The sequence below is a fragment of the Pseudomonas gingeri genome (assembly GCF_013385635.1).
Taxonomy (GTDB): Bacteria; Pseudomonadota; Gammaproteobacteria; order Pseudomonadales; family Pseudomonadaceae; genus Aquipseudomonas; species Aquipseudomonas gingeri_A.
This window is the reverse complement of sequence record NZ_JACAPR010000028.1, coordinates 149,043-161,007: the sequence shown is the minus strand read 5'-3', so window position 1 is coordinate 161,007 and position 11,965 is coordinate 149,043. Positions and strand designations below refer to the sequence as shown.

General features: G+C 62.5%; 11 protein-coding genes. 4 read left to right on the top strand and 7 right to left on the bottom strand.

Going from position 1 to position 11,965, the window contains the following annotated elements:
* The first annotated feature begins 55 nt into the window (after window positions 1–55).
* On the top strand, window positions 56–1,333 hold the full coding sequence (locus HX851_RS29085; protein ID WP_177064163.1) for a serine/threonine transporter: 1,278 nt from the start codon (window positions 56–58) through the stop codon (window positions 1,331–1,333).
* 29 nt (window positions 1,334–1,362) lie between these two features.
* On the opposite strand, the gene HX851_RS29080 is transcribed toward HX851_RS29085, so the two are convergent.
* The 4 genes from HX851_RS29080 to HX851_RS29065 all read right to left on the bottom strand — a co-directional run bounded on the left by HX851_RS29080 (window position 1,363) and on the right by HX851_RS29065 (window position 5,850).
* Window positions 1,363–2,220 (bottom strand): helix-turn-helix transcriptional regulator, encoded by an 858-nt coding sequence (locus tag HX851_RS29080; protein ID WP_177064162.1) that lies wholly within the window; start codon window positions 2,218–2,220, stop codon window positions 1,363–1,365.
* A gap of 53 nt (window positions 2,221–2,273) precedes the next feature.
* Window positions 2,274–3,692, bottom strand: a complete 1,419-nt coding sequence (locus HX851_RS29075; protein ID WP_177055631.1) for an aminotransferase — start codon at window positions 3,690–3,692, stop codon at window positions 2,274–2,276.
* A 46-nt stretch (window positions 3,693–3,738) separates the two neighbouring features.
* Window positions 3,739–4,842, bottom strand: coding sequence for a polyamine ABC transporter substrate-binding protein (locus HX851_RS29070; RefSeq protein WP_177064161.1), 1,104 nt, complete (start codon window positions 4,840–4,842; stop codon window positions 3,739–3,741).
* A 183-nt stretch (window positions 4,843–5,025) separates the two neighbouring features.
* Window positions 5,026–5,850, bottom strand: coding sequence for an aspartyl/asparaginyl beta-hydroxylase domain-containing protein (locus HX851_RS29065; RefSeq protein WP_177055627.1), 825 nt, complete (start codon window positions 5,848–5,850; stop codon window positions 5,026–5,028).
* Window positions 5,851–6,265: 415 nt separating this feature from the next.
* Between HX851_RS29065 and HX851_RS29060 the strand changes: the two genes are divergently transcribed.
* The 3 genes from HX851_RS29060 to HX851_RS29050 all read left to right on the top strand — a co-directional run bounded on the left by HX851_RS29060 (window position 6,266) and on the right by HX851_RS29050 (window position 8,088).
* Complete coding sequence (locus tag HX851_RS29060; protein WP_177055624.1) at window positions 6,266–6,913, top strand: ribonuclease T2 family protein; 648 nt, start codon at window positions 6,266–6,268, stop codon at window positions 6,911–6,913.
* A gap of 165 nt (window positions 6,914–7,078) precedes the next feature.
* Window positions 7,079–7,777, top strand: a complete 699-nt coding sequence (locus HX851_RS29055) for an AzlC family ABC transporter permease (protein WP_177055622.1) — start codon at window positions 7,079–7,081, stop codon at window positions 7,775–7,777.
* Window positions 7,777–8,088: an AzlD domain-containing protein gene (locus tag HX851_RS29050; protein ID WP_177055808.1), complete on the top strand. Its 312-nt coding sequence runs from the start codon at window positions 7,777–7,779 to the stop codon at window positions 8,086–8,088. Before HX851_RS29055 ends, HX851_RS29050 begins: the two co-directional genes overlap by 1 nt.
* Window positions 8,089–8,105: 17 nt before the next feature.
* Here HX851_RS29050 and HX851_RS29045 read toward each other — a convergent pair whose 3' ends face one another.
* From HX851_RS29045 to HX851_RS29035, 3 genes are all read right to left on the bottom strand, one after another.
* Window positions 8,106–10,454 (bottom strand): TonB-dependent siderophore receptor, encoded by a 2,349-nt coding sequence (locus HX851_RS29045; RefSeq protein WP_177064160.1) that lies wholly within the window; start codon window positions 10,452–10,454, stop codon window positions 8,106–8,108.
* Between the two features lie 78 nt (window positions 10,455–10,532).
* A complete protein-coding gene (locus tag HX851_RS29040) occupies window positions 10,533–11,354 on the bottom strand; it encodes a FecR family protein (RefSeq protein ID WP_177064159.1) in 822 nt (273 codons plus the stop codon).
* Entirely contained in the window at window positions 11,351–11,875 is a 525-nt protein-coding gene (locus HX851_RS29035; protein WP_177064158.1) for an RNA polymerase sigma factor, read from the bottom strand. The genes HX851_RS29040 and HX851_RS29035 overlap by 4 nt, the downstream gene beginning before the upstream one ends.
* Between the last annotated feature and the right edge of the window lie 90 nt (window positions 11,876–11,965).

Sequence of the window (11,965 nt, the reverse complement as noted above, 5' to 3'; positions counted from 1 at the left end):
ACGTTTTTTCCGCCCCGGTCGCGTGGTAATGACCGGCTAACGGAGATTCGACCGGATGAATGACCAGGCCAACAGCGTCGACGAACGCTATGAATCGGCACCCGCTGCACTGAGCAGTTGGAGCCGCCAAGACACCACCTGGATGCTGGGCCTGTTTGGCACGGCGATCGGTGCCGGCACCCTGTTCCTGCCGATCAACGCGGGGTTGGGCGGCTTCTGGCCGCTGCTGATCCTGGCGCTGCTGGCATTCCCCATGACCTTCTACGCCCACCGTGGCCTGACCCGCTTCGTGCTCTCCGGGCGCGACGGTGCGGACATCACTGAAGTGGTGGAAGAGCATTTCGGCCTCAAGGCCGGGGCGCTGATCACCTTGCTGTACTTCTTCGCGATCTTCCCGATCCTGCTGATCTACAGCGTGGCCCTGACCAACACCGTGGGCAGTTTCCTCGAGCATCAGTTGCACATCGCGCCGCCACCGCGGGCAGTCCTGTCCCTGGTGCTGATCCTCGGCCTGCTGGCGGTGGTACGTTGCGGCGAGCAGGTGATCGTCAAGGCCATGAGCATGATGGTCTACCCCTTCATCGTCGCCTTGCTGTTCCTCGCGGTGTTCCTGATCCCTCACTGGAACGGCGGCATCCTCGCCACGGCCGGCAGCCTGCCGCAGCCTTCGGCGTTGTTGCATACGCTGTGGCTGGCGATCCCGGTGATGGTGTTCTCGTTCAACCACTCGCCGATCATTTCCGCCTTTGCGGTGGACCAGAAGCGTCGTTACGGTGTGCATGCCGAAGCGCGCAGCAGCCAGATCCTCTCGCGAGCCCACGGCCTGATGGTGGTGATGGTGCTGTTCTTCGTGTTCAGCTGCGTGCTGACCCTGTCGCCGGCACAACTGGCGGAAGCCAAGGCGCAGAACCTGTCGATCCTGTCGTACCTGGCCAACCACTTCAGCAACCCGACCATCGCCTTTGCCGCGCCGCTGATTGCCTTCGTGGCGATTGCCAAGTCGTTCCTGGGGCATTACATCGGCGCCAGCGAAGGTCTCAAGGGCCTGGTGGTCAAGAGCGGTCGCAAGCCGGGCACCAAGGCCCTGGACCGTATGACAGCGGCGTTCATGCTGGTAATTTGCTGGTTGGTGGCGACCCTCAATCCGAGCATTCTCGGCATGATCGAGACCCTCGGCGGCCCGATCATCGCGGCGCTGCTGTTCCTGATGCCGATGTATGCGATCCGTCGCGTACCCGCCATGCGCCAGTACGCCGGGCAGATGTCCAACGTGTTCGTGACGCTGGTGGGCCTGGTGGCGATTTCGGCGCTGATCTATTCGCTGTCGGCCTGAAGCGTTGCTCCTGCCGCGATCGTCAACAATCAGCTCTGGCGTAACCAGTCGATGAACCGCGCGAACAGTTCCGACTGGGAACTGATGCCCAGTTTCAGGTAGAGGTTCTTGCGGTGCATGCGCACGGTTTCCGGGGAGATATTCATTTCCCTGGCCGTTGACTTCACCGAGTGACCGCGCAGCACCATCTGCGCGGCTTCGCGCTCACGCTCCGTCAGCACCTCGCAACCGAACCGGCTGAAGGCCGTCTGGATCCGCAGATTGACCTCGGCGTCCTGTGCCTGTTCGTCGGCCGGCGGCCCGAACAGCAGGGGAGTGCGTTGCAGTCCGCGGGCGGCGAACTGGGTCACCAGGGTGCGCACCATCGGCTCGACCGCCCGCAGCAGATCCAGCTGCGCGCTGCTCAGGCTGGCGGCACCCAGGCCCTGGAACAGGCTGACGGAGATCTTGCTGTGTTCATCGAGGTTGACGATGTAGTAGCTGTCTTCGGCGCAACCGAGCTTGAGGTAGTAGGTCTTGTAGTATTCGCTGTCGAAGAAATCGTCCGGGGCGATTTCCTCCAGCGGATAAAAACCTTCGGCCAGGCCGTTCTCCACGGCCAGGCAGAACGGGTCGAGCAAGTAGCCGCCGGCAAAATAACGTTCGATGATCGCATCGCGAAACTCTTCCGGAATACCTTGCAAGTACAGCAGTTGCGGCGGTCGGTCCTTGCGTTCGAGGCTGATCATCACCGACTCGACCGGCACCAGTTGACCGAAAGCCCGGGCCAGGTGGCGCAGGCAATCGGGCTCGTCGAGATGGGCAAAGGCCCCCGCCAGCCCGGCATGCCAGCGATACAGGGCCTGGAAGGACAGGCGGGTGGCGGTGTCGTCGGGTACGGGGCTCATGCCCCGCAGTCTAACGACCCGCTCCTCCGGGTGCAAAGCCGTCGGCCGGGCGCTCATCGTCCGCTGTATTGGCCGCTTTTCTGCAGTTCGTCGGCCACTTCGAGGATGCACTCGCGCAAGGTCTCGACGATCTCGTCGACCTGGGCCCGACTGATGATCAACGGCGGCGACATCACGTTCAGGTGCATGATCGGCCGTACCAGCAGGCCCCTGGCCTGGGCCCGCAGGTGGATTTTCTCGCCGATGTTCAGCTTGTCGGGAAACAGCTCGCGGGTTTGCTTGTCGGCGACGAATTCGACACAGGCCATCAGCTTCATGCAGCGCACATCGCCCACCAGCGGCAGGTCGCGCAGGCTGCCCAGGCGTTCCTCCAGGTAGCCGCCGACCTCATCGACATGCTTGAGCAGGTTCTCCCGCTCGATGATCTCGATATTCTTCAATGCAGCGGTGCAGCACACCGGATGCCCGCTGTAGGTAAAACCGTGGGTGAAGCAGCGGCCCTTGCCCGGCTCGCCGATCACGTTCCAGATGCGCGCCGAGAAGATGCAGGCGCCCAGTGGCAGATACGCCGAGGTCAGGCCCTTGGCGGTGGTGATGATGTCCGGCTGTACGCCAAAGACGTCCCAGGAGGAGAAGAACTTGCCCAGCCGACCGAAGGAGGTCACCACTTCATCGGCGACAAACAGTATGTCGTACTGCTGACAGACTTCCCACATGCGCCGCAGGTAACCCTTGGGCGGAATGATGACGCCGCCGGAGCCCATGATCGGTTCGGCGAAGAACGCCGCGACCTTGTCTTCGCCGATGCTGAGGATCTTGTCCTCGAACTCCGCCACGAGGTATTCGAGGAACTGCTCCTCGTCCATGCCGTCGGGGGCGCGATATGGGTTGGGATTGGAGACGTGGTGGATGCGCTCGTGGGCGTAGTCGAACTCGGGTACCCGGTCAGCGGCCTTGTTGCCGATCGACATGGCCACGGTGGTGGAGCCATGGTAGGCATTGTAGCGGGCGATGATGTGTTTCTTCTGCGGCTTGCCACGGCTGTTCTGGTAGAACTGCACCAGGCGATAGGCGGTATCCACGGCGGTCGAGCCGCCGGTGGTGAGGAACACGTGGTCGAGGTCGCCGGGGGCCAGGCTGGCGAGTTTTTCGCAGAGGCGGATGGCTACCGCGTTGGACATGTCGCAGAACGGGTTGGAGTAGGCCAGTTGGCGAACCTGATCGGCAATCGCCTCGGCCATTTCCTCGCGGCCCAGGCCGATATTGGTACACCACATGCCGCCCACGGCATCAAGGAAGCGATTGCCCTCGGTGTCGTAGATGTAGGCGCCGTCACCGGCGACGATATTCAGGGCACCTTGCTCACGGTGCTCGTCGAACATGTGGTAACCGTGCATGTAGTGCGCCTTGTCCGCTTCGACCAGGCTCTGTTGGTCGAATCCGGCGAGGAATGCTTGTGTTGGAATAGCCATGAGCGTGCCCTTTTTCGAAGGTGTGGATCTTTGAGTCATGCGGGTCTTACAGGCCGGTCTTTACCGTATTCCAGACGCGGGTGATGGCCCGCATGTCCTTGGCGTCCTGGGTTTTCTGCGCAAACAGGCGCTGGCGGGTGGCATCGTCCGGGTAGATCGCCGGGTTGGCGCGCACATCGGCATTCACCCGCGGGGTCGACGCGGTGTTGCTGTTGGCGTAGTGGATGAAGTTGGTCACGTCTGCCATGACCTGGGGCTGCAGCAGGTATTCGAGGAATTTGTGTGCATTGGCGACGTGGCTGGCATCGCTGGGGATGTACAGGTTGTCGAACCAGATCAGCGAGCCTTCCTTGGGAATGAAGTACGCCAGCTTGATTTTCAGCCCGGCCTCCTCGGCGCGGGCCTGGGCGGTGGCGGCGTCACCGGACCAGGTCATGGCCATGCAGATATCGCCGTTGGGCAGGCTGCTCAGGTAGTTCACCGAGTCGAATTTCTTCAGGTACGGACGGATCGTCATCAGCAGCTTCTGCGCTGCCTCGAGATCATCGGGTCTGGCGCTACGGGGATCGCGGCCGAGGTAGGTGAGGGCCAGGGGAATGACTTCGGTCGGCGCGTCGAGCAGGGTCACGCCGCAATCGGCGAAGCGCGCGACGATCTTCGGGTCGAAGAGCATCGCCAGGGAGCCGATGGGCGCGTCCGGCATGCGTTCGCGGATCTTCTCGACGTTGTAGGTCACGCCGTTGCTGCCCCAGGTATAGGGCGCCGAGTAGACCACGCCGGGGTCGTAGCCCTGCAGGTGCTGCAAGGTCTGCGGGTCGAGGTTTTTCCAGTCGGGCAGTTGTTGCTTGTCCAGGGGCTGGAACACTCCAGCCTTGATCAGTGGCGGCACCAGCGAGGCGTTGAGGGTCACCAGGTCATAACCGGAGTGACCGGTGAGCAGCTTGGCCTGCACGGTTTCGTAGGAGTCGAAGGTGTCGTAGATGACCTTGATGCCGGTGGCTTTCTCAAAGCCGGCGAGGGTGTTTTCGCCGATGTAGTCGGCCCAGTTGTACAGCCGCAGGGTTTTCGACGTATCCACTTCTTCGGCGTGCGACGCGGAAAAAACAGGGGCAAGCAGGAGACTCAGGGTTACCACCAACGCCTTGTGCATGGCCATCTCACCTTCGGACTGGATTCGGCTCGGGAAGAGCGGGTGAGTCCACTATTCAGGCAGGGCGAAGCCGGGAACATACTCCGAATGGGTAGGTAGTCGGTTTTGGACAAGTGGTCGTGGGGCGAGATGCCCTGGATGAACGCGGGGTCCGATTCCAGGGCAGAGGCAGGCGGTGGGGTATTACTGGATCAATTTCCAGTTCTTGTAGAACACCCGGCGCAGGGCAAAGACCACCCCGGCGAAACCGGCGATCACACCCTTGAGGATGAACGGTGTGCGGGACGGGCGCACGATATCGATGAACAGGCAGTAACGCTTGATATCGTTCTTGTTGAACGAGGCGTGGAGCAGTGTGTCATCGAAGATGAACAACGGGTCGTCGTGCCAGAAGTGTTTTTCCTTGCGGCACTGGATGTACACGCCGTCATGGTGCGGGGCCGGGGCCATGTTGTAGAGCACCCGGAACATCATGCGCAGCGGGCCGAAGTGGAACGAGGTCGACTGGTTGGCATTGAACACCGAGACGCCGACGGTTTTCACATAAGGGAACTTCTGTTGCAGTTCCTTGATGTCCAGTTCGGTGTCGATCTTGCGCCCGTACCATTGGAAGAACAGCATGCCGCGCTTGTTCTGCGCCATGCGTCCGTCGAGGTAGTCGATGATCTCGTCCTTGTGGCTCATGGCCTTGTCGATGACCTGCTGCAGGTCGCGCTGGCAGTCTTCGGGCAGGTCCTGCATCCGATAGACGCCACGGTTGCGTCGGCTCACCAGGTCGAACAGGGTATTGAACGGCGCCAGCACCCAGGTGTTGCGGCCACTGCCGATAAAGTACTTCTTGGCCAGTTCGGCGGTGTAGATGCCATTGCGCAGGAAGTCGTATATACCGCAGACCACGACCAGCGCGAGGAAACCGAAGACGGTTTTCGGGAAGCAATAGATGATCAAGAGCACGCCCAGTGTCCAGAGGACCGAGACGACTTTCTTGCGGATGGATCGAGTACTCATGAAGCGCTTGCTCCTTTAGAAGCAGAATCCCGCAGATCAGGATAAAGCCGACAAAGTTCGGCGAAATCCTGAGAAAACCGCTTCAGAAGTGCGCAACCGACGAGGTCGGCATGGCACCTGAGTCGGTTGGCCCAAATGGATGAAATACAGCCCTCCATGATAAGAAGTCAGGAAGGCGAGAGGTGTAGCAAATGTTACTGTTTTGTAACGAATCTTCATAATTTATTTAACGCCACGGACATTGATTCATGCATCACGTTGTCAGCCTTGACCGGTGCGGAACCTGGTCGCCCGGGGCCTTTACTGGTGACTGCAGTCCCTGGGTAGACTGTGCGCCGGTTGTTTCTGGTATTTGAGCATCACTCATGGAATCGGGCAGGGAGTCTCTGTCCTCAACAAGACGCGGGAGAAAGGAATGAAGTTGTTTTTGTTAGTGCTGGCCCTTTTCATGGTGCCAGCGGGAGTGGTGCAGGCGGGCCAGGGGCGCGACAAGCAGCGCGGTGAAGCCGGTGAGTTCGATTACTACCTGCTGGCGTTGTCCTGGTCACCGACGTTCTGCCTGACCCATGCAGGCAATGAGCAATGCACCGGCAAGGGTTATGGTTTTGTGCTTCACGGCCTCTGGCCACAATACGCGCGAGGTGGCTGGCCGCAATCCTGTGCGCCGTTGACGCCGTTGTCGGCCGAGCAGCGCCAACAGGGCCTGACGTTGTTCCCGACGGCCAAGCTGCTCAAGCATGAGTGGAAGAAACACGGCACCTGCAGCGGCCTGGGAGCCAGTGCTTACCTGGATACCACCGATCGGGCATTGGGCAAGGTGCGGATTCCCGAAGCGCTGCAACCCTCCACGGCGGTGCGCGAGTTCTCCGCCGAGGAAATCGCGCTGTTGTTCCAGCAGAGCAACCCGGGCATGCCGGGTGACGGCGTGGCGGTCAGTTGCAGCGGCCCGCAGTTGTCGGAGGTGAGGGTCTGCCTGGGTCGGGACCTGGAATATGCGTCCTGTGGCAAGGGCGTGAAGAGCCAGTGCCGGGCAGGCAAGGTACGACTGCCACCGATTCGTTGAGCAGGGCACAAGACTCACGTGAGTGGGTCTTTTGTGGGGCAGTCGCTCGCGTGCGGGAGTGACTGCCCTGACGGTTTTTATCTGGCGATACTTTTGCAAGATTGTTCAAGACAAGCCGCGGAGGCCCTGCCAAAGTCACGCGTCTTTTCCTGAAGCGCGAGTTTTATGTCCGATCATCTTCTGCCTCGCACCGCCTTCCTGCGCGGTGCCGTGGCCATCATGCCGCTGTCCCTGGCGACGGCACCCTGGGGGCTGCTGGCCGGCTCCATGGCCATCGAGGCCAACCTGACGCCCCTGCAGGGCCAGGGCCTGTCGAGCATCGTGTTTGCCGGCGCCGCGCAACTGGTGGCGATCGGCATGCTCAAGGGCGGGGCGGGGATTTTCTCGATCCTGCTGACCACCGCGCTGTTGACCTCGCAACACCTGTTGTATGGCATGAGCATGCGTTCGGTGATCGCCCCGTTGCCCGGTCGCTGGCGCGTCGGCCTGGGCTTCCTGCTGACCGATGAACTGTTCGCCCTGACCAGCCAGCACGACAAGCAACAGTTCGACCGCTGGTACGCGCTGGGAGTGGGGCTGACGTTCTATATCGCCTGGAACCTGTTCACCCTGGCGGGGATCGTGCTGGGGCGCAGTATTCCCGGGCTTGAGCATCTGGGTCTGGACTTCTCGATTGCCGCGACCTTCATCGCCCTGATCACTCCGGTGGTGCGCAGTGTGCCGACCGTGGTCTGCGTGGCCGTGTCGCTGTTCTGCTCTGTGTTGTTCAGTTATTGGCAGTGGGGTTCGGCGCTGGTGCTGTCGGGACTGGCGGGAATGACGGCGGGATTTGTCTGCAACAAGCTGTATCGGGGGGGCGAATGATGGTCTGGGCGGTAATCATCGGGATGGGGCTGCTGGTGTTCCTCAACCGCTACGTGTTTCTCGAACCCCGCCTGCCGTTGCGCCTGAGCAGCAACGCCCGGCAGTTCCTCGGCTTTGCCGTACCGGGCATGCTCACGGCGATCTGCGGACCGATCGTGTTCATGCCGGACCGGCAACTGAACCTGCAACTCGACAACCCGTACCTGATCAGTTCGCTGGTCGCCATCGGGCTGGTGATCTACACCCGCAACACCTTGCTCAGCATGTTGCTGAGCATGGCGTTCTTTTTCCTCTTGCGCTGGTGGTTGTAGGCTGCAGAAACGCTGTCTCAGAAACGATAGTTGAGCCCCAGGGTCAGCGAACGCGCAGGTGCCGGTTGGCGGCCCCACGGGCTGGTATCGATCCCGCGGAAGTAGTACTCGCGGTTGAACAGGTTGCTGATGCCCGCCGAGGCCGTCAGCACGGTCTTGTCCTGCAGCGGGAACTGGCGTTCGATGGCGGTGTTCCAGACCCAGTAGGCCGGCAGCCGGCCCACGGAGGCGCTGGCATCCTCGGCCCCGGAGTTGGCGGCGTCGGTATAGGCGCTGCTGACGTACAGACCGTCGAGGCTGTAGGTCCAGCGTTCGGCGAAGTGATAGCGGCCGTCGACGCTGAACTGGTTGCGCGAGGAGAACGGCACTTCATTACCCTTGAAGGTGCCATTGCGCTGCTTGGCGTCGAGGTAGGCGTAGCTGGCGTGCAGGTCGAGGTCGGGCAGGGCGCCCGGAGTCCAGAATATCTCGCTCTCGATGCCCTGGTGACGGGTGCTGCCGAGGTTGACGTAGCGGTCGGTGGTCGCGTCGTAGACGATCTGGTCGTCGAAATCGATGCGGTACACACCGAGGTCGACACGCAGGCCTTTCCACGGTGTGTAGCGCACACCGGTCTCGTAGTTCCAGGCCAGTTCGGCGCCGACATCGCCCTCCTTGACGATCTGCGTCACCTGCGGCGGACGCAGTGATTTCTGCGCGTTGGCATACACGTACCAGTCGTTCGTGGCCTGGTAGCCGACGGTCAGGCCGGGCAGCCATTCTTCGGACTTGTTGTCGTGCTGGAAGCCTGTGATTCCGTCCTTGTAGTCCATCTGCGCATTTTCATAACGGACACCCGGGGTGATGGTCAGGCGGTTGTTGAACAGGCCGATGGCGTTGCTCAGGTAGAACGCCTTGGCCTCGTCGTTGAACTGCCAGTCGCGGAACGGCGTGGTCTTGCCCGTGGCCACGCTCTGGCGATCGACCTTGTAGTCGATGTCCTCCGCGACGTAGCGGGCGCCCACCAGCCAGGTCTGGCTGAGGTTGTCGCCGTCGATGCTCATGCTCAGGCGCGGTTCGCTGCCCCAGACCTTGAAGTCACGCGGACCGTCCTGGCGGCTGGTGGCGGTGCCGTCCGGGGTGAAGGGCAGGCCGACGATAAAGTTGCGATAGCTGTCGTGGGCGAAGTGGGTCCAGCTGAACTCCACCGAATCGAACGGGCCGATGGCGCCCAGGCGCTGGGTGTAGGTACCCCAGACGCGGTCGGTATTGCCGTCGAAATGATCCAGGGGGCGGGTCGACTGACGTGGATCGTCGCGGTAGTCCTTGACGCTCAGGGCGCCCGCCAGGTCCATGTCGGCCTCGTAGTGCTGCACGCCGAAGCTCAGCTCGCGGTCATCGTCGATATTCCACTGGCCGCGCAGGCGATAGTTCTGGATGTCGGTGTCGGAGTGTTCCCGTCCGGCTTCGCCCGAGAGTGTATTGAGGTCCAGTTGCAGGCCAAAGTTGTCGGTCAGGTAACCGCCGGTGCCGAAGTAGGTGTCCCACAACTGGCGTCCGCCGGCATTGAAGGTAGTACGTTCCTGCAGGGTGTTTTCCCACTCGCGGGGAATCGGCTTGCTGATAAAGTTGATGACCCCGCCGACGTTGTTCGGCCCGTACTGCACGGCGGCCCCGCCACGGACGATATCGATGCGGTCGACCGTGGCCATGGTCACCGGAAACAAAGACAGACCGGTCTGCCCGTAGGGCGCCAGTGCCAGCGGGATACCGTCGGACAGCGCCTGGATCCGCCCGCTGCGGCTTTCGTACAAACCACGCACGGCGATCTGCGGCAGGGCGCCGGTGCCGGTTTCGTCGAAGATCTTGACCCCGGGCACTCTTTGCAGGGCATCGTCGATCCCGCGCACACTGGCCTTGTCCAGGTTGTCCGTGCCGATCACCGTGCGGCTGCCGGCGTAGGTCAGTACTTGCGGATCGCTGGCGCTGCCCAGCACGTCACCCTTGATCACCATGGGCGCGATATAGGACACCTCGGCCGGTTTGGCCGCCGGGGCCGGTGCAGCACCGGCCGGGACGATGACGAAGGTCCTCTCGTCCTTGACCCGGGTTTGCAGGCCGCTGTTGTCGAGCAGTCGCGCCAGCGCTTCCTGCGGGGTGAAACTGCCCTTGAGGGCGGGTGTGGTCCGCTCCTGCGCGATGTCGCTGGCAAACAGGATCTGCACCGACGACTGGCGTGCCAGGGCATTGAGCGCCTGGTCCAGGCGCGAACTCGGCAGGTCGAGCAGGACCTTGTCCTGGGCATGGGCCGAGAGGACGAACAGCAGGCTGCCGGTCAGCAATGACAAGGGCAGTGGCAGGCGAGCGCTGCGCGGGCGTGGCTTCATGGACGGTGTTCCTTGGAAAGTAGGGGGCTTTGACTACCTGCCGTTTCTCGTCCGGGAAAACCCTACCTGTCGCATCGATTATTTTTTTCCGCCCTTGCGCCGCACGTGCAGGGTCCCGTCGCTCCCGCTGTCCAGGCTCAGCGGCAGGATGCTCGGCAGCAGGGCGAGCAGGTCCTCGACCTTGCTGCTGTCGAATACTCCGGTGATGGGCAGGCCGGCCAGGCTCGGGTCGTCGAGGCGAATCGGCGCTGTGCGATAGCGCTGGATCCGCGCCAGGGCGTCGGCCAGCGGTGTGCGGTCGAAGATCAGGCGGTTGTCCTTCCAGGCGAGCGCTGCTTCGGTGTCCACCCCGAGCGGTTGCAGGCGTTGCCCCGGGCGGGTCTCGACCTGTTGGCCGGGGGCCAACTGCACATGACGGCCGTCCTCGGTCTCGACGTCGACCTTGCCGCGCACCAGGGTCACGCGCGCGCCCTGGTCAAGACGGTCGACACTGAACAGCGTGCCCAACACCCGTACCCGGGTCGTGCCCGCTTCAACCTGGAAGGGCCTGAAAACGGTCTTCGAGACGTCGAACAGCGCCTGGCCGGCCTGCAGCTCGATCCGCCGCGAACGCAGGTGCCATTCGACAGAGGCCCGGCTGTTGCTGTCCAGGGTCATGCGGCTGCCATCGGCCAATTCCAGCATGCGCCGCTCGCCGACGGCGCTGGCGTAGGATACGTGTTGATAGGCCGGGTCCAGCCAGCCCAGTCCGGCGGCCAGCAGCATCACCAGCAGGGCTCCCGCCACGGCCTTGCGCGGTTTGCGTGGCCTGGGCTCGGGCAGGGGAAAGCGTTTGCGCAGTTCTTCGCGATGTCGCGCCAGGGCTTCTTCTTCGCGGGACGGCGGGGGCAGGCTGGTCATGAGACGGGTTCCGACAGGTCGAGCCGGGCGCGGCAGGCAGCCAGGCCGAGCTTCAAGTGCTTTTCCACGGTCTTCAGGGAAATCCCCAACTGCGTCGCGACTTCCGCCTGCGGCAACTGGTGGACCTTATGCATCACGAAGACCATCCGGCAGCGCGGCGGCAATGCTTCGATGGCCTGGGCCAGGCGTTCCAGCTCGCGTTCGGCTTCATACTGGCGCGGTGGCGAAGGCGCGTCGCTGGTGGCTTCGAAATCCTCGGGCAACTCGACGATCCAGGCCTGGCGCCGCCGTTCGCTGCGGTAGCGGTCGACGGCCTGGTCATGGGAGATCTTGCGCAGCAGCGCCAGGGGCGTGCGCACTTCCTCCAACTGGCGTTTCTCCAGCAGTTGCACGCAGACATCGTGCACCACCTCGCGGGCAAAACCGCGATCGCCGAAGCGTCGGCGCACGTGATCGACCAGTTCGTCGTAGTGACGCACCAGGGTGCTGAGCAGGGATGGCTTGGCAGGGTCGAGCGGCATGATGGACCTGGGACGAGGCAGTGCAGGCGCAAATATAAATGAGAAACCTTTTCATTCATAGCGCCGGCCGCCTCGAAAGGACCGGATGCA